The organism is Vreelandella piezotolerans, from assembly GCF_012427705.1.
GTDB lineage: Bacteria > Pseudomonadota > Gammaproteobacteria > Pseudomonadales > Halomonadaceae > Vreelandella > Vreelandella piezotolerans.
Window position 1 is genome coordinate 3,744,186 of record NZ_CP048602.1, and the last position, 22,264, is coordinate 3,766,449.

Sequence of the window (22,264 nt, forward strand, 5' to 3'; positions counted from 1 at the left end):
GACAAATCTAATGGAGTCGTTAAAAGAAAGTGTACCAGAGTCACCGCCTGGAACGGCATGCCGTTTTGCAGCCGTCACGCTCAGGAGATGGGATCAGCGGCGCTGGCCGTGGCGGCGAATGGCGAGTCCAAGAAGTGCTTGAGCACGCTCAACGCCATCGGGCGAGCGAAGTAGTAGCCTTGGAAGTGATCGCACTGCAGCATGCGCAGATGATGAAACTGCTCGGCCGTTTCGACACCTTCGATGAGGACTTCTAGTCCCAACTTGTCGGCCATGGTGACGACCCCCTCGACGATGGCCGCATCACGGGAGTCGGTCGCCACGTCGCGTACGAACGAGCGGTCGACCTTCAATTTGTTGATGGGCAACCGTTTCAGGTAGCTCAGACTGGAAAAGCCGGTGCCGAAGTCATCGAGGGCGATATGCACACCGAGCTGGCGCAGTGCTTTGAGCGCTTGAATGGTGTGCTCGGCGCTATCCATGAGCACGCCCTCGGTCAGTTCAAGCTCCAGCAAGGCCGGTGGCAAACCGCTGCGCGCCAACACGTTCTTCACCGAGTCCAAAAAGCCGGGACGCTGAAACTGCATGGGCGAGACGTTGATCGCCATGGTCATGGGCGTCGCACTCTGCGCATTGAGCACCATCGCATCGCGACAGGCCGTCTCTAGCACCCACTCGCTGATTGGAATGATTTGACCGGTATCCTCGGCCAGCGAAATGAACTGCCCCGGCGGGATGTTGCCACGCTCGGGGTGGTGCCAACGAATGAGCGCTTCGACCCCGGCGACTCGACCGCTGTGATGAATTTGCGGCTGATAATGTAGTTCGAACTGCCGCTGTTCGATGGCCTGCTGCAGCGCATGGCGTAAGCTCACCCGCTCGGTGACCTTGCGATTGAGCTCGTCGGTGTACCACTGGAAGGTGTTACGCCCTCGCCGCTTGGCCTTGTACATGGCCAGGTCGGCCTGCTGGATCAGCTGGCGCGGCGCTCGAATCGTGCCGTCGTCGGTGGCGATACCGATACTGGCGGTAATGCGCAGCTCGCTGCCGCGATACCAGTAGGGAGCAGACACTCGCGTCAGCAGCCGCTCGACGACCTGTAGCACGTCATCCTCTTGCGCCAAGTCCGGGAGCAAGACGATGAATTCGTCGCCACCAAAGCGCGCCACGGTGTCCCAAGGCCGCAGCTCTTCTTCTAGGCGCTTGGCCACTTCGCGCAGGATAAAGTCACCGACCTCATGGCCAAGAGTGTCGTTGATGGGTTTGAAGTCATCCAGATCGATGAACAGTACGGCCAAATAGCGATGATAGCGTCTGGCGAGCAGGCACCCTTGGGCCAAGCGCTGATCGAGCATGAGCCGATTGGGCAGCCCCGTCAGCGCGTCGTGGTTGGCGTTATGGCTGAGTTGAGCCTGGTACTCACGCTGGGCGGTGATGTCGTTTTGCGCGCCAATGAAGTGCGTCACCACGCCCTCTTCGTCGCGCACTGGCGAAATATAAAGATCGTTCCAAAACGGTTCGCCACTGCGACGGTAGTTGCGAATCACCACATGCACATCGCGCTGCGCTTCGATGCCTTTGCGAAGCTGCGCCAGGGTGGCGGGATCGGTGTCGACGCCCTGTAAGAAGCGGCAGTTGCGGCCCAGCACATCGTCACGCGAGTAGCCGGTGATGCGCTCGAAAGCGGCATTGACGTAGACCATGGGCAAATCGGGGCGCTGGGCATCCACGATCACCACGCCGTTGGTGCTGGACTCGACGCTGCGCTCCAGCAAGGTGAGCTGCCGCTCGGTGTCTTTACGTTCGGTGATGTCTTGAGTCGAGCCCTGCACCTGAATGATCTGGCCCAGCTCGTCACGCACCGCGCGGCCAATCACGCGCACCCAACGTCGCCGCCCTTCTCGGGTCACGATTTCGAGCTCTTCGTCAAAGCTCACGCCCTGCTCGCAGCAAGCAGTAAAGACGGAACGAATACGCGGCTGCACACGAGGCGTATAGAAGCCGAGCGCTTCGTCGAGGGTGGGTTGGTGCCCCACCGGCATGTCGTGCAGACGGCACACTTCTTCGGACCATATGGGTAGCCCTACGGCCAGGTCCATGTACCAGCCCCCGATATGGGCCGTTTCACCGGCAATGCGAAACAACCGCTGGTTGCGCCTCAACTGCTTTTCGACCGCTTTTCGCCGCGTAACGTCCCGTGCGATGACATAAATGACTTGGTCGCCGCTGGAGGCCGATACCTCAAGCCAAATACGCTGGCCCTCGACCGTCCGCGCGCATACGTCGAAGGTATTTACCTTCTCACCACGGCACAAGCTCGCTAGTGCCGCTTCGATCACGGGATGATCGCGTGGCTCGACGACGACACCACAAGGCTTACCCAATAGCGCATGTGCTGGGTAACCGAGCAACGACTCGAAGGTAGGATTGACGCTCAGCAGCGTGCCCGCAAAGTCAATGCAGCAGAGCAAATCCTGCGATAACAGGAAGAATTGGTCTAGCTTGCCTTGCGGTTCGACAGAGGGCATGGCGTTTCCTAGCAGGCGTTAAACGCGGTCAGCGCTGGCCCTAAATATGGCCGGTTATTTTTACTGTGTGGCTGGGTGCTTTATGATGAGAATTATCACAGTTCGACGCGCCGTGTCAGCGGCAAAGGGAGAATCAGGTGTCATCCATCACTAAATTGCGCATTGCCACACGTAAAAGTCAGTTGGCCATGTGGCAGGCCGAGTACGTCCGCGACCGCTTGATGGCGGCCCATAGTGGACTGGACGTCGAGCTTGTCCCCCTCTCCACCAAAGGCGACAAAATCCTCGATACGCCCCTTTCCAAAATTGGTGGCAAAGGGCTATTCGTCAAGGAGCTCGAAGACGCCATGCTGGATGGTCGCGCCGATATTGCCGTGCACTCCATGAAAGACGTACCCATGCACTTCCCCGAAGGCTTGGGGCTATCGGTGATTTTAGAGGGAGCAGACCCCACCGATGCGTTCGTCTCCAACCACTATAACAGCATCGACGAGCTGCCCGAAGGTGCGCGCATCGGTACCGCCAGCCTACGTCGTGGCCTACAAATGCGTGAAGCCCGTCCGGACCTGCAAATCCTCAACCTGCGCGGCAACGTCCAGACTCGCCTTGGTAAGCTCGACGATGGCGAGTTCGACGCTATCATTCTGGCCACCTCTGGCCTGCAGCGCCTAGGGCTCGACGCGCGAATCGCCCAAGCACTGCCCCCCGAAATCTGCCTGCCCGCCTGCGGCCAGGGCGCACTAGGCATTGAATGTCGCTTGCACGACCCCGAATTGATTGCGCTACTGGCCCCCTTGGACGATCAGGATACCGCCACCCGCGTGCGCGCCGAGCGCGCCATGAACACGCGCCTGGAAGGCGGCTGCCAAGTGCCGATAGCCGGACACGCCATTCTGGATAAAGGCAACGAAACGCTGTGGCTTCGCGGGCTCGTCGGCAACCCAGAAGGCACAGAAGTGCTGCGAGCCGAGGGGCGTGGCTCGATTCACGAGCCGGAAGCGCTCGGCATCCGAATTGCCGAAGAGCTTCTAGATCAAGGCGCTGGCGATATCTTGGCAGAGGTCTACGGTCGCCACGTATGAACCAACCGGTTCTGATTTGCCGCCCAGGAGAGCGTGGACAAGCCCTGGCGGATGCCCTGCGCGAACGCCACGACTGGGTAGAGTCCCTTGACGTCATGCGCTTGGAGGCTTTGCCCGAAGCGGCGGCCCAACGCCAAATATGGTTGGATATCGATCAGTACCATAAGATAGTAGTGGTCAGCCCCTTTGCCGCACACTGTTTGAGCGAGGCATTGGATCGCTACTGGCCACAGCTGCCCGTTGGCATCGATTACTATAGCGTTGGGCGGGCCACTGCCAGCATACTGTCCGACCAGCTCGGGGTTAAGGTTCGTATACCCCCGCCCCATCGGGGTGAAGACACCAGTGAAGCGCTGCTCTCGTTGGCGTCGCTTCGCCAATTGGCGCACCAGCGGGTGCTGCTGGTGACCGGTGAAGGCGGTCGCACGCTCATCGCCGACACGCTGACAGCACGCGGCGCCCAGGTGACGCGTCTAGCAGTCTATCGGCGTGTGTATCAACCGCCGCTCCCCGCCCTGCGCGAGCGCCTTCACGGTGGTGACTACCGGGCGCTCATCGTCACCAGCGGCGAACTGCTTGAATATCTGGCAAAATGGTGTGGTCCAGCAGCGTTGAACCAACCGCTAATCGTTTCCAGTCACCGTTTAGCTACACTGGCCGGTAAACTGGGTTTTTGTGACCTCAAGGTGGCGTCGGGAGCAACGCCGGCTGCGCTGGTGGCCGCGTTGGATCGGTCCTGCAACCCATAGGGTGCCGATGTCGATCAAGGAACTTAATAAGGGCTAGCGACAGATGAGCAAACAACCAAACGAGCAGGAAGGCGTCAACAATACGTCTGCCGATACATCCCAAGCGAACACGCCGTCGAGCGATACTGCGGCATCATCGTCGAAAAGCGAGTCGACTGCTAGCAGCGCCTCCTCGTCTTATGCGGCCAAAAATAGCCGTTCGCGCCGCCGCCATAAGAGTGCCAACAGTGCCTCTTCGGCACCGCAAACCGGCACGGCGAGCAATAACGGGCCGACGTCTGACTCGGCCAAAACGTCCGCCGCTAGCAACACCAAGGACACGAAGGACACTAAGGACGCCAAGAACAGCGCCGCCGACACCAAGCCAGCCGCTTCGTCGGGCAGTGCCGGTAAGCCAATCCCGCCCGCCTCTACAGCCGGTAGTGGCGGCAGCAAAGGCGGCGGTCTTGCCATCGCGTTGGTGATTATCCTGGCACTCGCCCTGGGCCTGATCACTTGGCAAGGCTGGCAGCGCCTGGATAGTCAGCAGCAGCGCCTGGACGAATTGGCCCAGCAAGCGCAAAACAGCGCTTCCCAGCAAGCGGTCAGCGAGCTTGAGTCACGGATCGAAGAGGGCGAAGCCGAACGAAGCCAAGCGCTGGAGAGTACCGTGAGCGAACTGCGCAGCGAGCTGGATAGCTATCGCAGCGACGTCAACAGCACGCTGGACGAGGTGCTGACGCAGCTCTCACAAGAGCAGGACACCGACGAGCGCGATTGGCTTCACGCCGAAGCGGCCTACTTGCTGCGTTTGGCGAATCAGCGCCTGCAGCTGGAGGGTGATGTGGAAGGTGCCGCCGCTCTGCTGCGCACCGCCGATGCCCGTCTGGCCGATGCCGATAACCCGGCGCTAACGCCCGTGCGTCGTGAAATTGCCAACGAGCTCGCCGCGCTGGACGCCGTTCCTCAAGTGGACCGCACAGGCATTTACTTAGCTCTGAATGCCCAGCAAGAGCGCGTAGCGGGTCTGCGCCTATCTCAAGAGATCGAAGAGCGCGCCGTGACGTCGAGCATTGAGCAGCCGCCTACCGGCACCTTCCAGCGCCAGCTCGCCCGCTTCGGTGAAGAGCTAAAAGATCTCGTGGTCATTCGCCAGCATGATGAAGCCCTGGAAGCGCTGATCACGCCGGAGCAGGAGTCCTACCTGCGCCAGAGCCTGCGCCTGATTCTCGAGCAGTCTCAGCTGGCGCTGCTCAAAGAGGAGCCCGAGCTGTACGAAGCGAGCATCGACAAAGCCCTGGAGCTGCTGAACGGCTACTACGACACCGAACGTGAAGAGACCCAGAGCGTCATAGCCCGCCTTCAAGAGCTGAAGCAGGCCGAAGTAAAGCCCGAGCTGCCGGATATCAGCGCCTCACAGCAAGCGCTGGCCAGCTTCATCGACAACCGTTTCGAGTCCCGTCGTCAGGATGGAGGTGATGCATGAGAAAACTCATCCTGCTGATCGTCGCGGGCCTTGCGGTTGGCGCGCTCTTTGGGCATCTGATGATGTCGGTGCCCGGTTACTGGCTGATTCGAGTGGGCGACACGTCGGTACAAACCTCGTTCTGGTTTGGGCTAGTGCTGCTACTGGGTGCCTTTATCGTCCTGCACTTCGCGCTGCGCCTGCTCACTGGCATCATTCGTCCGGTGGGCCGCTTCCGTACCTGGAATAGCCGTGCTCGCAACCGCCGCGCCATGAAACGTACCGTGCGTGGTTTGGTGGCACTTACCGAGGGCCGCTGGAAGAAAGCGGAGAAAACCTTGGTTCGCGCCGCGGACGACTCTAGCACGCCGCTCGTTAACTACCTCTCGGCAGCGTTGGCCGCGCACTACCAGGGCCATCATGAGAAGTCCCAAGAGCACCTGAACCAGGCCCAGTTGACTACCGACGGCGCGGATACCGCCATCGGCTTGATGCAGGCGCAGCTGATGATCGACCGTCAGCAGCCGGAAGAGGCGCTGGCCATCCTCAACCGCTTGGACAAGCAGCTCACCAATCATCCCCAGGTGCTGAAGCTGCTGAAACAGGTCCACCTTAGTGTCAACGACTGGGAGGGCCTGCGCCGCTTGATTCCACGCCTGGCGGCGCAAAAGCTGATTACGCAACAAGAGCGTGAACAGCTGGAGTTCAAGGCGTATCGTGAGCTGATCATCTTCGAAGCGCAAAACCCCACCAACATCGAACGGGTTCGCGGGCTGTGGGCCGATATGCCTGACTACCTGCGCGGCAATACCGAGCTGATCGTGCTCTACACCGAAGCACTGCTGCACGCCAACGAAGAGCCGATTGCCGAACGCCTGCTGAACCACTCGCTGGATCATCACTGGGATGCACGCTTGGTCAAACGCTACGGTTTGCTCAACGTGGACGCCGCACGTCAGCTCGCCAAGGCAGAGAAATGGCTGCAAGAGCGCCCCAACGACCCCGAACTGCTGCTCGCCTGTGGCCGCCTGTCGCTGCGTGTGGGCCAGTGGGAGAAAGCGCTGGAGTACTTCGAAGCCAGCCAGCGCCAGCGCCCCAACGGCGAAGTATGCGCCGAGCTTGCGCGCCTTTACGCAAGCCTAGGCGAGCATAACAAGAGCCAGCTCTACTATCGCCACAGCGTCGATATGCTGGCGAAATCATTGCCGTCGCTGCCACAGCCGAGCGATGCCAGTGATAGTAAGCAAACGGATAAGAAAGCGGCGAAAAAGACGGCTTAACGGCCCTCTTCAACGTCAAAAAGGGTGCCCATTGGGCACCCTTTTTGATGGCGACTCGCCAGGAGAGCTGACCGCGAATCACACGGATTCCATCGGTTTCTCTGGCGTCGCTACCTGTAGCTCAGAGGTGCAATGCCCGCAGCGAACGGCCTTGATCGGTACCACCATCAAACAGTAGGGGCACGGTTTTTCAGTCGGATCAGCGGGCGCCACCGCCTCTTCACGCTTCAAACGGTTGATGGTGCGCACCAGCAAGAACACCACGAACGCGACGATGGAGAAGCTCACCACCGCGTTAATGAACAATCCCACGTTCAGCGTCACCGCTCCCGCCGCCTGGGCGTCCGCCAAAGTGGCATAAGGGGCCTCCGCCACGCCCTCCCGTAACACGACAAATAGGTTCGAAAAATCGATACCGCCCACCAGTAAACCAATCAGGGGGTTCATGACGTCTTTGACGAGGCTTTGCACGATCAGCGTAAACGCTCCGCCAATGATGATGCCCACCGCCATGTCGATGACGTTGCCCTTGACGGCAAACTCGCGGAACTCCCGAAAAAACTTAGCCATACGCCCTCTCTCCTCACCCAGCTAATGAAACGCTCAAGGGCGACACTGCCCAGAAAGAAGAATGGGCCAAGGCCAACAGAGCGACAAGAGGCAGCGGTCAGATAAAAAAACCCAAACCGTGGGGTTTGGGCAAAGAGGAAGAGCGTCAGCGTCGCTTATTCGAGCGATTCGTAAGGCAGCCCCACATAGTTTTCTGCGATGGTCGTCAGCCCTGCCGCTGAGCTGGTCACGTAGTCCAGTTCGGCCAGCTGCATGCGACTATTGAAATCCTCCTCATCGGAGAAGTTGTGCAGCATGGAGGTCATCCACCAGGAAAAACGCTCTGCTTTCCAGATACGCTTCAAACAGGTTTGCGAATAGCGCTCTATCAGATCGGTACGGCCTTCCTGATAGACCTTGACCAGTAAGCGATAGAGTGTGTTGACATCGCTGGCGGCCAGATTGAGTCCCTTGGCGCCCGTGGGAGGCACGATATGGGCGGCATCGCCCACGAGGAATAGCCGCCCATACTGCATCGGTTCCACCACATAGCTACGCAGCGGCGCGATACTCTTCTCGATGGAGGGCCCTGTCACAAGCTTTTGCGCCACATCGTCCGGCAAGCGCCGCTTGAGTTCCTCCCAAAAACGCTCGTCCGACCAGTCTTCTACTTTTTCGTCCAGCGGTACTTGCAGGTAGTAACGGCTGCGAGTGGCGGAGCGCATGCTGCATAGGCTAAAGCCACGCGCATGGCGCGCGTAGATCAGCTCATCGGACACCGGCGGCGTATCCGAGAGTAGCCCTAACCAGCCGAAGGGATACACCTTTTCGAACTCTTGGATGCGGCCCTGGGGAATCGCTTGGCGGGAGACGCCGTGGTAGCCATCGCAGCCCGCGATGTAGTCGCAGTCGAGCCTGACGGTTTTGCCTTGGTGCTCGAAGGTAAGGTACGGACTATCGCTCTCCAGATCGTGGGGCTGGACGTTTTCTGCCTCATAGAGCGTAGTCGCACCAGCGGCGGCGCGGGCCTCCATCAGATCCCGCGTGACCTCGGTTTGGCCATAGACCATGACCTTGCTGCCGCCGGTCAGCTCGTCCAGCGCAATGCGCACGCGGCGGTTATCGAACACGAGCTCGAAACCGTCGTGGGGCAGGCCCTCTTCATCCATGCGCCGGTCCACACCTGCTTCACGCAACAGATCGACCATGCCCTGCTCGAGCACACCTGCGCGGATACGGCTCAACACATACTCACCGCTGCGACGCTCGACAATCACGTTATCGATACCTTGACGCTGGAGCAGTTGCCCCAGCAGTAGGCCTGACGGCCCGGCCCCAATAATGGCGACCTTCGTTTTCATAGGGATGCCTCGTCGTTGTCATTGTCAAAATCAGATAACTTGTATTTTTCAATGAAACACGTCGCTTAATAAGGCATGATCTAGATCAATTATTGGACATTCTACATTGCATCACTCAACCTTAGTCGTAAAGGAGAGCCCCCATGACGCCCTCGTCGAACGCTCCCGTTCCCGTCTTCAAGCTCTATGGCGAAACGCAGCACTGGCCGACGCCCGACTTGCTCCACTGTGAGTCCATTCCCGAGCGCAGCCGCCTGCATGACTGGCGTATCCGCCCCCATCGCCATGCCGACTTGGTGCATATTTTATTGATCGATCAGGGGAGCGTATCGCTGGAGTTGGAGGGTACGCGTCATGAGCTGCAAAGCGTGGCCGCCATTGTCGTTCCCGCCATGGCGATTCACGGGTTTCACTTTTCACCCGACGTACAAGGACACATCATTACGCTAGCCAAGCCGCTGGCCGAACACTTGCATACCCTGCTGGGCGAAAGCAGCACCCTTAAAAAGGCCGATTTCTTTCGCCTATCGCTGGCTCATGAGCAAACGCGCATTACCACGCTCGTGACCCAGATCGATCGCGAGTATCGCCAGCCAGCGCCTGGACGCAGCCTGCTACTCGAAGCGCTGATCCAGGCACTCGTCGTCGAGCTTTCGCGGCTTGGCCATGCGGTCGGTAGCCCTAAAAGGCGCTATACCCCTCGCCAAAATGACAAGGGGCAGCAACATGTCGAGCAGTTTCAAACGCTCATCGAAACGCATTACCGTGAGCAGCCCAGCATCGAGTGGCTGGCCGGGCAAGTGGGGGTGAGCAGTGCACATTTGAACATGCTCTGCCGCCAACTCGCCGGGCGCAGCGCCCTACAGTTGCTACACGAACGGCTACTGCTGGAGGCCAAGCGCCAGCTTACCTACACCAACATGACCATTGGGCAAGTTTCTGACAGCTTGGGCTTCTCCGAACCGGCCTACTTCACGCGCTTTTTCAAACGCAATACAGCGCTGTCACCTCGCGATTTCAGAACGCGTCAATCGCAAGGGCGTTAACACGCCTTAGAGCAAAAAGAAGGTCGACAGCACTGGAAAGAGGATCAACAGCGTCAAGCGGAGCAAGTCAGACACCACGAACGGCGCCACTCCTTTAAATATCTCCCCAAGCCCGACGTGCGGTGCCATCGCTTTGATGACGAACACGTTCATCCCCACCGGCGGGGTCATGAGGCCCAGCTCAACGGTCAACACGGTCAATATACCGAACCACACCGGGTCGATGCCCATCGCCTGAATGATCGGGTAGACCACCGGCACGGTGATCACCAGCATGGCGATGGAGTCCATGAACATCCCCAGCACGAAGTAGAGCGCCAGGATGCACAGCACCACAACGATGGGCGTGAGGTCCATGCCGTAGAGCAGATCCGTGATGGAGAACGAAATGCGCGATACGGAGATGAAGTAACCCAGCGTTTCCGCCCCAACCAGCATAAAGAACACCACCGCAGAAAGCGCCAGCGTCTCCTGTACGCTATGCCATAGCTGGGCACCGCGCATGCCTTTCGCCAAGGCGTAGAGCAGCGTTGCAAATGCGCCGACACTGGCCCCCTCGGTGGGCGTAAAGGCACCGAAATAGATCCCTAGAATCATCACCAGGAAGACGCCAAAGAACGGTACCAAACCGGTCAGCGAGAGCAGCTTCTTTTTCCAGGCAGTGGGTTGACCCGCTACCGCCAGGGAGGGGCGCAGGTACATCACCACGGTAATGGTCAGCGAGTACATCACCAGTCCCAGCAGGCCGGGAATCAGCCCCGCCATGAACATATCGCCCACGGACTGTTCGGTAAGAATGGCGTAAATCAGCAGCGCGATACTGGGCGGAATCATGATGCCCAGTGTGCCGCCAGCGGCCAGCGCACCGGTCGCCAAGCCACGGTTATAGCCGTAGCGCTCCATTTCGGGCAGTGCCACTCGCGTCATGGTGCTCGCCGTCGCCAGCGATGAACCGGAGATGGCGGAAAAGATGCCGCAAGAGCCCACCGCTGCAATCGCCAAGCCGCCTTTCCAGCCACCGCAAATGATCCGGGTCGAATCAAACAGCTTACCGGCCATCCCCGAGTGAGCCGCCAGTACGCCCATTAAAATGAACATGGGCACGGCGCTGAAGCTATAGTTGGAGAGCACCTCGACCGGTACGGTTTTCAATTGTGCAATGGCGGCATCCCAACTGATGATCTGAGCAAATCCCACCACACCGACGATCAGCATGGTCAACGCGACCGGGACGCGCAGAATCATCAATACCAATAATAGCCCTAGCCCAATGGCACCAATCGCTTCACTCCCCATGAGCTGCCTCCTCACCGGCCGCATAGATCATGCCTAGCAAGGCGTGAATGGCGCTGCGCAATCCCAATAGCAAACTCAGCACCGCTGCCAATTGGTAAATGGGCCCCATGGGCAACCGCAGGTCTTGGGTGACCTCCCCGTGCCGCGTCGCCGCGGCAGCAGAATCCAGCAGCCCAACGAACAGGATGAGTCCCAGCGCCATGAAGCCGAGTAAAAAGACGCCCTGCACACGATTTTTGATGGCTTGTGGCAAGCGGTGTGAGAACGCTTCGACCACCACTTGGCTTTTTTCGACATTGGCCGCCATCGCGGCCAGTAGTGCGAACAGCATCAAGTAGCTCACCAGCTCCACACTTCCGGAGACACGCAGCGCAATCGCGCCCTCGGTCAACCGGGAAAGATAGCGTGTGCTGACATCGGCCATGGTGACCCCCAGCAGGCCAATCAAAGCGACCCCGGCCACTAAGCGACAAATGAGGGCCAGCCAATGGCTGGCCCGATAAAAAGTAGACTGCATGACACATTACCCCTATTGGGCGCTGCAAGACTCGCTGGCTGCCAACGCCGCCTGATAGACGTCGCGCGCCTGATCGAGACCACGCTCTTCCAACTGCGTCAGGTAGTTTTCAATACCTGTTTGAAGCGGCGCCTGCCAGTCGGGATGCTCCAGCGGGTTTTCGATTTCGCGAATCGTGTGGCCCGCTTCGACGGCCTCTTGCTTGCCTTCTACGTCGAGTCGGTCAAACACTGCACCGGCGTTTTCAGCCCACTTCATACCGGAGTTATTGTCGATCACCGCCTGCTGCTCGGGGGTCAGGCTGTCGTAGCTGCGCTGATTCATGGTGGCCACGAAAATCAGCGTGTAGAACGGCACCTCGGTGTGGTAGTTGACGAGTTCGTTGATACGGAAGCCTTTCAAACCCTCCCACGGAAAGCTCAGGCCCTCGATCACGCCGCGCTGCATGGAGGTATAAATGTCGGGTGCAGGCATGCCTACCGGACTCGCCCCCATATTTTCCAGCATCTCACCCGCCACTGCGGTGGGGCGACGAATGCGCAGACCCTGCAGATCGGCGGGGGTTTGCACGTCGGTATCGATGGTGTGGATGCCACCCGGGCCCGTGGTAAACATGAAAAGCGGACGAGTATCTTCGTATTCGCTGTCCAAATGGCCGTCGTCGTAGAGCGTCTGCAGCACACACGCCCCTTGGGTCGCGGTGCTGGCGACGCCCGGTAGCTCAACGATTTGCGACAGCGGGAAACGGCCCGCCGTATAGCCCTGGGCGGTAGCGCCGATATCGGCAATCCCATTGGCGGCGGCTTCGTAGATGGAGTCCGGTTTGGCTAACGTACCGGCGGGAAACATCTGAATGGTCAGCTCGCCGTTGGACTCTTCGGCAATGGTATCGGCCCAGGCCTGCAACACATCCTGGTTGACGCCCGACGGGCCAGGCCAGAAGTGGGCCATACGTAGAGTGGTTTCTGCCTGCGCAGCGCTAATGGAAAGTCCTGCAATGGCGGCTGCCAGCACGCACCGAGCAAAGGTATTTTTCATGGGGGACTCCAGGCTTATTTGGATTATTATAAGTTCGCAAAGCGAATAGTAGTTCGCTATAGAGCCTACCTTAGTTCACTATTTTGACTAGAGCTAATCGACATTCGTCTATGGTCAAACGCCACCAGAAGCGTGCTTTCCTTTTTCGATAAACCTTTCCCGTAGCACTGACAAGATAGCGTTATTAAAAGATACAATGTCAGGCTAAAATTGGACTTTTCCAACATTCATTATCGACTAAGGTCGGATCAACACAAAAAAGCGTTGCTGACGCATCAGCAACGCTTTTTTGTTCGTGAAGGGCTTTTCATGCCCATAGGCTCAGAAATCAAAAAACACCGTCTCACCCTCACCCTGTAAGCGGATATCCAGCCGGTAACGCACCTTGCCACACACCTCTTCGCGCTGGGCGATCAGCGTTTGGCGGCGCGTCGGTGACTCGATGCGCGAAAGAACCGGGCACTGAGCGTTCGCTTCGGCCTCATCGTCGAAGTAGAGGCGCGTTTGCAGGTGGATGTTCACTCCACGGGCAAAGAGCGTCAGGTTGATGTGTGGCGCCATCAACTGCCCACTGGGGTGTTTCACCGCGCCGGGCTTGATGGTGGTCAGCGACCACTCGCTGCCGTGATCGAAGGTGGTCGCGGTGCGGCCAAAGCTGTTGAACGGTTTTTTAAGGTCATAATCGGCTTGGTAGTCGCCGTGAGTATCGGCTTGCCACGCTTCTAAAAACGCATCGCGCACCAGGTCGCCGTTGCCGTCGATCACGGTGCCGACGACCTCGATATGCTCGCCCTCGGCGTCGGGCTTGGCCATCTCGTTCCAGATTTCTTCGTCGCGCACGGGGTTACCCGCCGCGGCGAGGGCAAGGCCGATATGCACGTAGGGGCCGGCCGTTTGCGAGGCGGTTTCCCGCAGCATCAGATCGCTTGTCGGCTGGGTATTGGGCTGAATAGCGGGCTGTTTCATGAGATTCCCCTAGCCTTACTGGTTTTCGAAATAGGTTTGCAGCTCACCGCGCACCACGATGTCAAAACGGTAGGCCAGACAGTCCATCGGTTTGCTATGGGCCATGTCGAGTCGGCCGATCATGGTGTCCACTGCGTCGGGATCTCTGAGCGTGTGCACGATGGGGCACAGGGGAATCAGCGGGTCACCCTCGAAGTACATCTGGGTGATCAGCCGCGTCGAGATCGAAGGCCCGGTGACCGAGACGTGAATATGCGCGGGCCGCCAGCTATTCATATCGTTGGGCCACGGGTAGGGGCCGGGCTTGATGGTGCGAAAACGATAAAAGCCCTGCTCGTCGGTCAAACAGCGCCCTACACCGCCGAAATTAGGGTCCAGCGGTGCTAGGTACTTATCGTTCTTATGACGGTAGCGCCCACCGGCGTTGGCCTGCCACATTTCTACCAGCGTATGTGGCACCGGCTTGCCAAACTGATCGACCACGCGGCCAAACATGATGATACGCTCGCCCTGGGGCAGCCCGCCTTGACCTGAATCCTGACGGAAGTTCAGCAGCAGGTCGTTATCGTGGGGCCCCATGCGCAGGTGGCTAAAGTCCGGGCCGGTCAGTTCGGAGGCCGTGGGTTGCTGCATACTCACCAGCGCCTGCTGTGGCGAACGCGCCACCGAGGTTTTATAGCCCGGCGCATAGGCGGGCGGATGCCAGTTGCGGTCGCGTGCCACAAAGCGTTTGTTGTCGTGGGTCATCGCCCTTACCTCTTGTCCATGTCGTTGATTCGCTACTCGCCCCAACCCAGCTCTTTGGCGAGGGCAAAGGCGTGGTTGGCCGCCGGAACGCCGCCGTAAATCGCCACGTGCATCAACACTTGGCGCAGCTCGGCGTCGGTTAGACCAATCCGCTTGGCGGTTTTCAGGTGCAGCGTGAGCTCCTCACGACCCAGGGCGGCGAGAATGCCGGTGGTGATCATGCTGCGCTCACGACGGGTGAGATCGTCGTTGCTCCACAGCTCGCCCCAGGCCAAGCGGGTAATCATCTGCTGGAAGGGCGCATCCAGGCGGTTGGCGTTGGCGGTGGAGCGCGCGACGTGCTCCTCGCCCAATACCTGCTTGCGCGTCTCCAAGCCGGTCGCATAAGCTACGCCGTGGTTGGCTACGTCGCCTAAATCCCTCATTAGTACGGCGAGGAGTTTCTCCGCAAACAGCGCCGGGGCTTCCACCGAAGGCACATGGCCAACGCCGTCAAAAATCTCTAGCGGTGCGCCATCGAGCTCTTCCGCCAGGGCGTCCAGCGTCGCGGGGGGCGTGGCCATGTCTTCACTGCCGCCAAACAGCTGCACTTTCGTGCTCTTGCCTGAGAGCTTGCCAGTAAAGGTATCGCGACCCAGCATTTCGCACAGCTGGGCGTAGGATTCATCGTCGCCACGGCCCATCTGGGTACACCAGCCCGCTTTCAGCGCGGGGCTTGCCTCGAACGCCGCTTTGGCAAACCAGCGCGGCACGATCTCTTCAGACATCGCCGCCAGGCCTTCCTGGCGAACGCGACCGGCGCGCGTGTTCCAGAGATCTGGATTGCCGATCACGGCGCCAGTGTTGGTCAACGTCGCGGAAAGCAGGCGGTCGGCATGTTCGGCAATCAGCTGCTGGCCCACTACCCCTCCAATGGAGGTACCGGCAAAGTGAAAGCGCTGCGCGCCCGCCAGGTCTACCAGCGCCAATGCCTCCGCCGCGAGATCAGCAGGGGCGATGCGATCCCCACTCACCGCTTGGCTGGCCCCGTGGCCGGGGAGATCCCAGGTCAGCACCCGATAGCGGGGCAGCAGTGCGGGAATGACGTCATCCCACACCGCTTGGCTCATGCCCAACGGGTGCGCCAGTACGACCAGCGGGTTGCCTTCTGCGCCGAGCAGGCGGTAAGCCACGCCGCGGCCATTGATGGTAAGAAATGCCATGACGGCCTCCGTTAAGCGCGTTCGATCAGGGTAGCAATTCCCTGCCCCACACCCACGCACATGGTGCACAGCGCGTAGCGCTTGCCGCTGTTGTGCAGCTCATGAGCCGCGGTCATCAACAAGCGCGCACCGGACATACCCAGCGGGTGGCCCAGCGCAATCGCGCCGCCGTTGGGGTTCACACGGGGGTCGTCGTCTTCAAGGCCCAAGTCGCGCATACAGGCCAGCGCCTGGGCGGCAAACGCTTCGTTGAACTCGAATACATCGATCTCATCCATCGAGATACCGGTGCGTTCGAGCAGTTTCTGCACCGCTGGTACCGGGCCGTAGCCCATGATGCGCGGCTCGACGCCCGCCGTGGCCATGCCGATGATTTTCGCCATCGGCTTGAGGCCGTGCTGTTTGACCGCCGCCTCGCTGGCGACCAGCATGGCTGCCGCGCCGTCGTTCACACCGGAGGCGTTGCCAGCAGTGACGCTGCCGCCATCACGGAACGGCGTCGGCAGCGCCGCTAGTTTTTCCAACGTGGTTTCCCGCAGGTGCTCGTCCTGATCGAAGATCAGCGGTTCCTGCTTGCGGCGGGGAATCTCGATGGCGGTAATCTCTTGGGCAAAACGCCCGGCTTTTTGGGCCGCCGAGGCTTTCTGCTGGGAGCGCAGGGCAAACGCATCCTGGTCTTCCCTAGAGATATTGAACTGTTCGGCGACGTTTTCTGCCGTTTCCGGCATGGAGTCGATGCCAAAGGTTTTCTTCATCAGCGGGTTGACCAAGCGCCAGCCGATGGTGGTGTCTTCGATTTTCTGGCCGCGGGAAAAGGCGCTGTCGGCCTTGCCCATCACGTAGGGCGCGCGAGACATGGATTCCACGCCGCCTGCCAGCGCCAGCGCCATCTCACCGGCTTTGACCGCGCGAAACGCCGTGCCCACCGCATCCATGCCCGAACCGCACAGGCGGTTCATCGTGGTGCCGGGCACCGAGGTGGGAATGCCCGCCAGCAGCGACGACATCCGCGCCACGTTGCGGTTATCTTCGCCGGCCTGGTTGGCACAGCCCATGAACACTTCTTCGATGGCGGCGGGGTCGAGACCCGGCGCTTCCGCTAATACCGCTTTAAAAATCGTGGCGGCGACATCATCCGGACGCACGCTCGCCAACGTGCCGCCAAAGCGGCCAATCGCGGTGCGGCGGGGATGACATAGATAAACGTCACTCATGGCAAACTCCTCATGCGCCCGCGTGGGCTTGCTCGGTGCGGGCTTTTAGCTCGCGCAAAATGGTCAGCTCGTGGGCACTGGGCTCGGGAGTGCTTTCGAGCTGCTCGGCAAAACGGATGTCCCAGCCGGTCGCATCGATGACGTCTTCGCGGCTAACGCCAGGATGCAGCGAGACGACCACCAGCTCCTTGGTGTCGGGGTCAGGCTTCATCACGCACAGGTCGGTGATCACCCGAGTCGGGCCTTTGCCGATGTTGGGGACGTTATCGCGGCCTTTGCCGTCGCGGCCAAAGCCTAGCGTGGTCACGAAATCGACGTCTTTTACAAAGGCGCGCTTGGAGTGTTTCAGTGTGATGAACACCTCGCCAGCGTTGGTGGCAATTTCCGGCGCGCCGCCGCCGCCCGGCAGTCGTACCTTGGGCGCTTTGTAATCACCAATCAGCGTGGTATTCAGGTTGGCAAAGCGGTCGATTTGCGCGGTGCCCAAAAAGCCCACGTCGATTTTGCCGCCCTGCAGCCAGTAGCGGAACATCTCCGGCACCGCCACGGTGGTCAGCGCCGACTCGCACAGCTCGCCATCGCCTATCGAGAGCGGCAGGGTATCGGGCTTGGTTTGCAGCGTGCCAGATTCGTAAATCAGCACCACGTCCGGTGCATGGGTGAGACGCGCCAAATTCGCGGCTTCAGAAGGCAGGCCGATGCCGACGAAGCAGGTCATGCCGTTTTCGAGCGCCCGCGCCGCGGTGACCGACATCATTTCAGAAGAGGTGTATTCCAGACTCATCAGGCTTGGCCTCCTGCATTAAAGACGTTGTCGTCGAGCCACTGGGTAAAGGTGTCGCGGTCGCGTGCGATGGCATCCCACTCTTTGTAGAAGCGATTGCTGCGGCCGTAGTAGCCGTGGGTATAAGAAGGCAGCGCCCCTTTTTCGGCGACGGCGATGGCGCTAATGGCCCAGCTGGGAATCACGCAGGCGTTGGGAGTCGCCCCCAGGTCATCGACAATCTCTTCCACCGTGACGATGCTGTGCTTGGCGGCCAGTACCGCTTCTTTTTGTACCCCGACGATACCCTCGACCAACACGTTGCCCTGGCGATCCGCCCGCTGGGCGTGAATGATCGACACATCCGGCCGCACCGCAGGAACCGCGGCCAACCGCTCGCCGGTGAACGGGCAGTCGATGAACTTGATCTGGTCGTTGACGCTGGGCAGCTCGCTGCCGATGTAGCCGCGGAACACCGCCAGCGGCAACCCGGCCGCCCCCGCTTCGAAGGCGCAGGCCATCGCCGCGTGACTATGCTCCAGAATCTCGATCTTGCACGGCCAGCCTTTCTCGACGGCATCACGCAGGCGGTGCAGCGAGCCGACACCAGGGTTACCGCCCCAGGAGAAGATGACTTTTTTGGCACAGCCCGCGCCGATCATTTGGTCGTAAATGATATCAGGGGTCATGCGAATCAGCGTCAGGTCACGCTTTTTCTGACGGATCACTTCGTGACCTGCCGCAAAAGGAATCAGGTGGGTAAAGCCTTCCATGGCCACGGTAGCGCCGTCTTCGACGAGGCGCGCTACCGCGTCATGCAAGCTGAGAAACTCGGCCATGATGGGTGCCTCTTAGCTGGTCGTTGCCATACTTGTTGGTATTTGTTCGTCAGACGAACACAGATTCTCAATACGAACAAGTTACTTCCGAACACCTATCGGGTCAAATGGCGGTGGCGTTTCCCAGACAGCGGGCGAACGGTACAGACAAACCGCTTGAATCAAAAAAATATTGATAAACAAACGCTTAATCCGACATCAGCCAGGCACGGGCACGCTTCATCTGCTCCTTGCTGCTACCAAGGTATAAAGCTGGGTCGCAGGCATCTCGCAGCGCATCGGCGCCGATGACGTCTTTCACGTCAGGATGGCTCGAGAGCACGTCTGCGTAGGCGCGGGCTTCTCGACGCGCGGTCTCCGCCGCGTCGGCACTAACGGCTTTGGCCTTCTCAGTACCTAGGGCGGGTGCCAACAATCGGGCGACCGGTTCGGCCATGATGCCCCCGCCCGTGGCCGTCAAATTGCGCGCCATGTTCTCAGCGTTCACGTCGAGCCCCTCCAGCAGCACGGCGACCTGCTCCAAGGCGCCTTCTACCAGTAGAGCGCTTTCGATCAACGGCGCCCACTCGGCATGCCATTCGCCCAGTCCACGCTCGAGAGGTTGCGCCGCAGCGCTCATCACGACGCTGGTATGGCCATGCACGAGCCGCGCGGCTCCCTTGATCAGTGCGCTACGTACCGGGTTACGCTTATGCGGCATCGACGACGACTCGCCCATGCCGGGCGCAGAGGGCTCCGCCACTTCGCCCACTTCGGTTTGCGTCAGTAGCGACACATCCAGGGCGATTTTTTCAGCGGCGCCCGCGACGGCATCCAATGCCGTACTGAGCGCATGGATCGGGTAGCGGTCGGTATGCCAGGGGAGCACCGGCGACGCCAACCCTAGCCGCTCGGCCAGCGCGTCCATCCAGTCGAGCCCCAAATGCCCCCAGCCCGAGTGCACGCCTACTGCACCGCCGAACTGTACGGGCAGCGCCACGTCCATCAAGCGGCGTCGGCTCTGCTCTAGGCCAATCGCCCAGTGGGCCACCTTCACCCCGAAGGTGATCGGCAGCGCCTGCTGCATCAGCGTCCGCCCCACCATCACGGTATCCCCATGCGCGCTCATCAACGCCAGCGCCGCCGCACGGCAGCGCAGCAGTAGGTCGTTCAGCGCGGCCAAGCGCGGTGTCAGTAGCAGCATCAGCGCCGAATCGACGACATCCTGGCTGGTCGCTCCTTGGTGCCAGTAGCGTTTCAGCTCGTTCGGGAGCAGTGAGCGCCCCTGCTTCACGAAGGGAATCGCCACATTGCCACCACTGGCAATGCCCTCTGCCAGGGCATCGACGCTGAAGGTGGCCTTTTCTAACTGGTCGCGTATTTGCTGGCTCACCCCGGCAGGTACGGCTCCGCTGGCTTCCTGCACTTCCGCCAGGGCGAGCTCGAAAGCCAGCATGGCCTTCACCATGGCCTGCTCATCACAGGCGTCCAAGGCAGGCTGGCTCATGAAGGGGTGTTGGGTAAAGATGGCGGGCATGGCAACGACGTCTCCGTTAGCAACGCCTTGGCAACTGCGTGCCAAGAGGCAAGGGTCCTGAGCGCACGCATTTGTACTTATGTTCGCTCTTCGAACTATAGGCTAAAGAGACCGCTACCCATCAAGCAACCAAAATTTAACAATAGGCGCTACGCTGCTCACGATGACGTTGCTAGGGGATTGCCATCGTGGTGTCATCCGGCAACACGTATCGCATCACCATGTCCGTGACATGGTCTTCCAGCTTGCGCTGATTCTCCGGCGTCATTTGTTGCCAGTCGAAAATGCGCGAAAACGTGTGCTGGTTGGAGACGTTGAAAAATGAGAGTGCGCTAATCAGCCAATGAAGCTCGCGGGGGTCGAGCCCTTCACGAAAACAGCCCGCCTCGACACCGCGGCTGTAGACGTTGGTAAGCGCATCGATCACGCCTGCGTTCAGCGATTGGATCAGTTTCGATTGCGCCAGATAGCGGCCATGATGGATGTTCTCGATCATCACCAGGCGAATGAAGTCGGGATTGTTGGCGTGATGGCAGAACGTAAACCGCACCAATCGGCTCAGCGCCTCTACCGGAGCCAAATGGTTTAGCTGCAGCTCCGTTTCTTGTAAACGCACTTTTTGATACGCCGCTTCCAGCGTATGCAAGTAGAGCGTCTCTTTGTCTTTGAAGTAGTAGTAAATCATGCGCTTGGAGGCACGCGTCTTTTCGGCGATTTCGTCTATGCGCGCCCCTGACAAGCCTTTTTCCGAGAATTCGCGCGTGGCGACGGCCAGGATATCGGCCTGGACAGACTCGGGATCGTTTTTACGGCCGCGCCGCGGAGAAGAGGACGAAGAAGCGTTGGATGTGGCGGTCATCGAGAGGGCCTTTATTATCATGATCGTCTTTGGTCTAGTATGCCATATATTGACTGAACGTACCATTTCGTACATTGTTGTTTTGGACACGGTGAAATGGCCATGTGCATCACCTTCATGGCTTTTCAAACCCCATGACAATGGCTCGATAAGAGGACAACAATAATGTCTCTACGCCCCATGCTCTCACTACCAACGACATCCATGAAACGCACGCTGACAGTGGCGATTGCGTCGGCAGCACTGCTGACGGCGGCGCATGCCTCGGCACAAACCCTGCGCTTTGCCCATGTGGACCCCGACGACTGGACGACCTCCAAAAAAGGGGCCGCCGGTCAGGTCTTCAAAAACCTCGTCGAAGCCGAAACCGACCTCACGGTCGAGCTCTATCCGGCGGGTGCGTTAGGTGGGGAAACCGAACTCATCGAAGGCGCGCAGGATGGCACCATTAGCATTGCGATGGTGTCCGGCGCCTATGCGAACTTCTGCCCGGCCGTCGCCGTCACGGACATTCCGTACACCTTCCCGTCAGCGCCCGTTGCCTGGGAAGTCATGGACGGTGAATTCGGTACGGCACTCGCCGAACACTGCCTAGAGCAAACCGGCCTGCGCACCCTGGCCTATGGCGAAACCGGCTTCCGTCATTTCACCAACTCCGTGCGCCCCATTCATACCCCCGAGGACATGCAGGGGCTGAAGTTCCGAGTACAAACCATCCCTCTCTACTTGGAAATGGTCAGCGCGCTAGGCGGAGTGCCGCAGGGAATTGCCTGGGGTGAAGTACCGACGGCGCTGGCGACCGGCGTGGTGGATGGCCAAGAGAACCCCATCTCGGTTATCTACGGCAACAATTTCTACGAGTTCCAGGACTACCTGACCCTCGATCGCCATGTGTACGGTGTCGATCACATCCTGATCAACGATGAGATCTTCCAGTCGCTCTCCGAAGAAGAGCAAGCCGCCGTGAAGCGCGCGGCAGTGGTGGCAGGCACCACCGGTCGCGCCATCCAGCAGTTCAATTCCGCCGAGGGCATCACCAAGCTGCAGGCAGAAGGCATGGAGATCACTCAGCCCACCGCCGAGCAGATGGACGCCTTCCGCGAAGCCGCACAGCCACCGGTTCAGGCCTACCTGCGCAACGAGCTGGGCGATGAAGCCGAGTGGATCGACCGTCTCGCTGCCGCCGTGGATGACGCCTCCTCACGCTTCTAACCGCCGTTCAATGTAAGTGCTTGCGAGTAGGCCGCCGCGCCTACTCGCCTCCTTGC

General features: G+C 59.8%; 20 protein-coding genes. 6 read left to right on the forward strand and 14 right to left on the reverse strand.

Annotation, left to right across the window (positions count from 1 at the left end; translation table 11 throughout):
* Positions 1-80: 80 nt before the first annotated feature.
* Complete coding sequence (locus GYM47_RS17225; RefSeq protein WP_153843540.1) at positions 81-2,528, reverse strand: sensor domain-containing protein; 2,448 nt, start codon at positions 2,526-2,528, stop codon at positions 81-83.
* A 137-nt stretch (positions 2,529-2,665) separates the two neighbouring features.
* Between GYM47_RS17225 and hemC the strand changes: the two genes are divergently transcribed.
* The 4 genes from hemC to GYM47_RS17245 are packed head-to-tail and all read left to right on the forward strand — an operon-like array spanning position 2,666 to position 7,083.
* Complete coding sequence (gene hemC / locus GYM47_RS17230) at positions 2,666-3,610, forward strand: hydroxymethylbilane synthase (RefSeq protein ID WP_139526057.1); 945 nt, start codon at positions 2,666-2,668, stop codon at positions 3,608-3,610.
* Positions 3,607-4,359 (forward strand): uroporphyrinogen-III synthase, encoded by a 753-nt coding sequence (locus tag GYM47_RS17235; RefSeq protein WP_153843541.1) that lies wholly within the window; start codon positions 3,607-3,609, stop codon positions 4,357-4,359. Before hemC ends, GYM47_RS17235 begins: the two co-directional genes overlap by 4 nt.
* A gap of 43 nt (positions 4,360-4,402) precedes the next feature.
* A complete protein-coding gene (locus tag GYM47_RS17240; protein ID WP_168444477.1) occupies positions 4,403-5,824 on the forward strand; it encodes a uroporphyrinogen-III C-methyltransferase in 1,422 nt (473 codons plus the stop codon).
* Positions 5,821-7,083 carry a heme biosynthesis HemY N-terminal domain-containing protein gene (locus tag GYM47_RS17245; RefSeq protein WP_139526059.1) on the forward strand — a complete coding sequence of 421 codons (1,263 nt, stop codon included), beginning with the start codon at positions 5,821-5,823 and terminating at the stop codon, positions 7,081-7,083. Before GYM47_RS17240 ends, GYM47_RS17245 begins: the two co-directional genes overlap by 4 nt.
* A 78-nt stretch (positions 7,084-7,161) precedes the next feature.
* Here GYM47_RS17245 and mscL read toward each other — a convergent pair whose 3' ends face one another.
* Positions 7,162-7,653: a large conductance mechanosensitive channel protein MscL gene (gene mscL / locus GYM47_RS17250; protein ID WP_153843542.1), complete on the reverse strand. Its 492-nt coding sequence runs from the start codon at positions 7,651-7,653 to the stop codon at positions 7,162-7,164.
* Between the two features lie 155 nt (positions 7,654-7,808).
* Positions 7,809-8,993, reverse strand: a complete 1,185-nt coding sequence (pobA, locus tag GYM47_RS17255) for a 4-hydroxybenzoate 3-monooxygenase (RefSeq protein ID WP_153843543.1) — start codon at positions 8,991-8,993, stop codon at positions 7,809-7,811.
* A 143-nt stretch (positions 8,994-9,136) separates the two neighbouring features.
* Here pobA and GYM47_RS17260 point away from each other — a divergent pair, with 143 nt between their 5' ends.
* Positions 9,137-10,039, forward strand: coding sequence for a helix-turn-helix domain-containing protein (locus tag GYM47_RS17260; RefSeq protein WP_153843544.1), 903 nt, complete (start codon positions 9,137-9,139; stop codon positions 10,037-10,039).
* Positions 10,040-10,045: 6 nt separating this feature from the next.
* Here the strand turns inward: GYM47_RS17260 and GYM47_RS17265 are convergent, their stop codons facing one another.
* The 11 genes from GYM47_RS17265 to GYM47_RS17315 form a co-directional block, all read right to left on the reverse strand.
* Positions 10,046-11,335 carry a TRAP transporter large permease gene (locus GYM47_RS17265; protein WP_153843545.1) on the reverse strand — a complete coding sequence of 430 codons (1,290 nt, stop codon included), beginning with the start codon at positions 11,333-11,335 and terminating at the stop codon, positions 10,046-10,048.
* Positions 11,325-11,852 carry a TRAP transporter small permease gene (locus GYM47_RS17270; RefSeq protein ID WP_139526064.1) on the reverse strand — a complete coding sequence of 176 codons (528 nt, stop codon included), beginning with the start codon at positions 11,850-11,852 and terminating at the stop codon, positions 11,325-11,327. Before GYM47_RS17270 ends, GYM47_RS17265 begins: the two co-directional genes overlap by 11 nt.
* Before the next feature lie 12 nt (positions 11,853-11,864).
* Positions 11,865-12,890, reverse strand: coding sequence for a TRAP transporter substrate-binding protein (locus GYM47_RS17275; protein WP_139526065.1), 1,026 nt, complete (start codon positions 12,888-12,890; stop codon positions 11,865-11,867).
* Between the two features lie 321 nt (positions 12,891-13,211).
* Complete coding sequence (gene pcaG / locus GYM47_RS17280) at positions 13,212-13,856, reverse strand: protocatechuate 3,4-dioxygenase subunit alpha (RefSeq protein ID WP_194928582.1); 645 nt, start codon at positions 13,854-13,856, stop codon at positions 13,212-13,214.
* 15 nt (positions 13,857-13,871) lie between these two features.
* On the reverse strand, positions 13,872-14,603 hold the full coding sequence (gene pcaH / locus GYM47_RS17285; RefSeq protein WP_153843546.1) for a protocatechuate 3,4-dioxygenase subunit beta: 732 nt from the start codon (positions 14,601-14,603) through the stop codon (positions 13,872-13,874).
* 32 nt (positions 14,604-14,635) lie between these two features.
* Entirely contained in the window at positions 14,636-15,805 is a 1,170-nt protein-coding gene (locus tag GYM47_RS17290; RefSeq protein ID WP_153843547.1) for an alpha/beta fold hydrolase, read from the reverse strand.
* A gap of 11 nt (positions 15,806-15,816) precedes the next feature.
* Positions 15,817-17,019 carry a 3-oxoadipyl-CoA thiolase gene (gene pcaF, locus GYM47_RS17295; RefSeq protein WP_139526082.1) on the reverse strand — a complete coding sequence of 401 codons (1,203 nt, stop codon included), beginning with the start codon at positions 17,017-17,019 and terminating at the stop codon, positions 15,817-15,819.
* Between the two features lie 10 nt (positions 17,020-17,029).
* Positions 17,030-17,803, reverse strand: coding sequence for a CoA-transferase subunit beta (locus GYM47_RS17300; RefSeq protein WP_139526083.1), 774 nt, complete (start codon positions 17,801-17,803; stop codon positions 17,030-17,032).
* Positions 17,803-18,621, reverse strand: a complete 819-nt coding sequence (locus GYM47_RS17305; RefSeq protein ID WP_153843548.1) for a CoA transferase subunit A — start codon at positions 18,619-18,621, stop codon at positions 17,803-17,805. Before GYM47_RS17305 ends, GYM47_RS17300 begins: the two co-directional genes overlap by 1 nt.
* Positions 18,622-18,808: 187 nt before the next feature.
* Entirely contained in the window at positions 18,809-20,137 is a 1,329-nt protein-coding gene (locus GYM47_RS17310; protein ID WP_153843549.1) for a class-II fumarase/aspartase family protein, read from the reverse strand.
* 172 nt (positions 20,138-20,309) lie between these two features.
* Entirely contained in the window at positions 20,310-20,996 is a 687-nt protein-coding gene (locus GYM47_RS17315) for a TetR/AcrR family transcriptional regulator (RefSeq protein ID WP_196781569.1), read from the reverse strand.
* Positions 20,997-21,161: 165 nt separating this feature from the next.
* Between GYM47_RS17315 and GYM47_RS17320 the strand changes: the two genes are divergently transcribed.
* Positions 21,162-22,208, forward strand: a complete 1,047-nt coding sequence (locus tag GYM47_RS17320) for a DctP family TRAP transporter solute-binding subunit (protein ID WP_153843551.1) — start codon at positions 21,162-21,164, stop codon at positions 22,206-22,208.
* Positions 22,209-22,264 lie beyond the last annotated feature (56 nt).

Bases quoted from the DNA above. Each gene is read 5' to 3' on its own strand.
- GYM47_RS17235 (WP_153843541.1), top strand. From the start codon at position 3,607: ATGAACCAACCGGTTCTGATTTGCCGCCCAGGAGAGCGTGGACAAGCC.
- GYM47_RS17265 (WP_153843545.1), bottom strand. From the start codon at position 11,335: ATGGGGAGTGAAGCGATTGGTGCCATTGGGCTAGGGCTATTATTGGTA.
- GYM47_RS17240 (WP_168444477.1), top strand. From the start codon at position 4,403: ATGAGCAAACAACCAAACGAGCAGGAAGGCGTCAACAATACGTCTGCC.
- GYM47_RS17290 (WP_153843547.1), bottom strand. From the start codon at position 15,805: ATGGCATTTCTTACCATCAATGGCCGCGGCGTGGCTTACCGCCTGCTC.
- GYM47_RS17300 (WP_139526083.1), bottom strand. From the start codon at position 17,803: ATGAGTCTGGAATACACCTCTTCTGAAATGATGTCGGTCACCGCGGCG.
- pcaF (WP_139526082.1), bottom strand. From the start codon at position 17,019: ATGAGTGACGTTTATCTATGTCATCCCCGCCGCACCGCGATTGGCCGC.
- pcaG (WP_194928582.1), bottom strand. From the start codon at position 13,856: ATGAAACAGCCCGCTATTCAGCCCAATACCCAGCCGACAAGCGATCTG.
- GYM47_RS17310 (WP_153843549.1), bottom strand. From the start codon at position 20,137: ATGCCCGCCATCTTTACCCAACACCCCTTCATGAGCCAGCCTGCCTTG.
- pcaH (WP_153843546.1), bottom strand. From the start codon at position 14,603: ATGACCCACGACAACAAACGCTTTGTGGCACGCGACCGCAACTGGCAT.
- GYM47_RS17225 (WP_153843540.1), bottom strand. From the start codon at position 2,528: ATGCCCTCTGTCGAACCGCAAGGCAAGCTAGACCAATTCTTCCTGTTA.
- GYM47_RS17275 (WP_139526065.1), bottom strand. From the start codon at position 12,890: ATGAAAAATACCTTTGCTCGGTGCGTGCTGGCAGCCGCCATTGCAGGA.
- GYM47_RS17245 (WP_139526059.1), top strand. From the start codon at position 5,821: ATGAGAAAACTCATCCTGCTGATCGTCGCGGGCCTTGCGGTTGGCGCG.
- mscL (WP_153843542.1), bottom strand. From the start codon at position 7,653: ATGGCTAAGTTTTTTCGGGAGTTCCGCGAGTTTGCCGTCAAGGGCAAC.
- GYM47_RS17270 (WP_139526064.1), bottom strand. From the start codon at position 11,852: ATGCAGTCTACTTTTTATCGGGCCAGCCATTGGCTGGCCCTCATTTGT.
- GYM47_RS17305 (WP_153843548.1), bottom strand. From the start codon at position 18,621: ATGGCCGAGTTTCTCAGCTTGCATGACGCGGTAGCGCGCCTCGTCGAA.
- pobA (WP_153843543.1), bottom strand. From the start codon at position 8,993: ATGAAAACGAAGGTCGCCATTATTGGGGCCGGGCCGTCAGGCCTACTG.
- GYM47_RS17315 (WP_196781569.1), bottom strand. From the start codon at position 20,996: ATGACCGCCACATCCAACGCTTCTTCGTCCTCTTCTCCGCGGCGCGGC.
- GYM47_RS17320 (WP_153843551.1), top strand. From the start codon at position 21,162: ATGTCTCTACGCCCCATGCTCTCACTACCAACGACATCCATGAAACGC.
- GYM47_RS17260 (WP_153843544.1), top strand. From the start codon at position 9,137: ATGACGCCCTCGTCGAACGCTCCCGTTCCCGTCTTCAAGCTCTATGGC.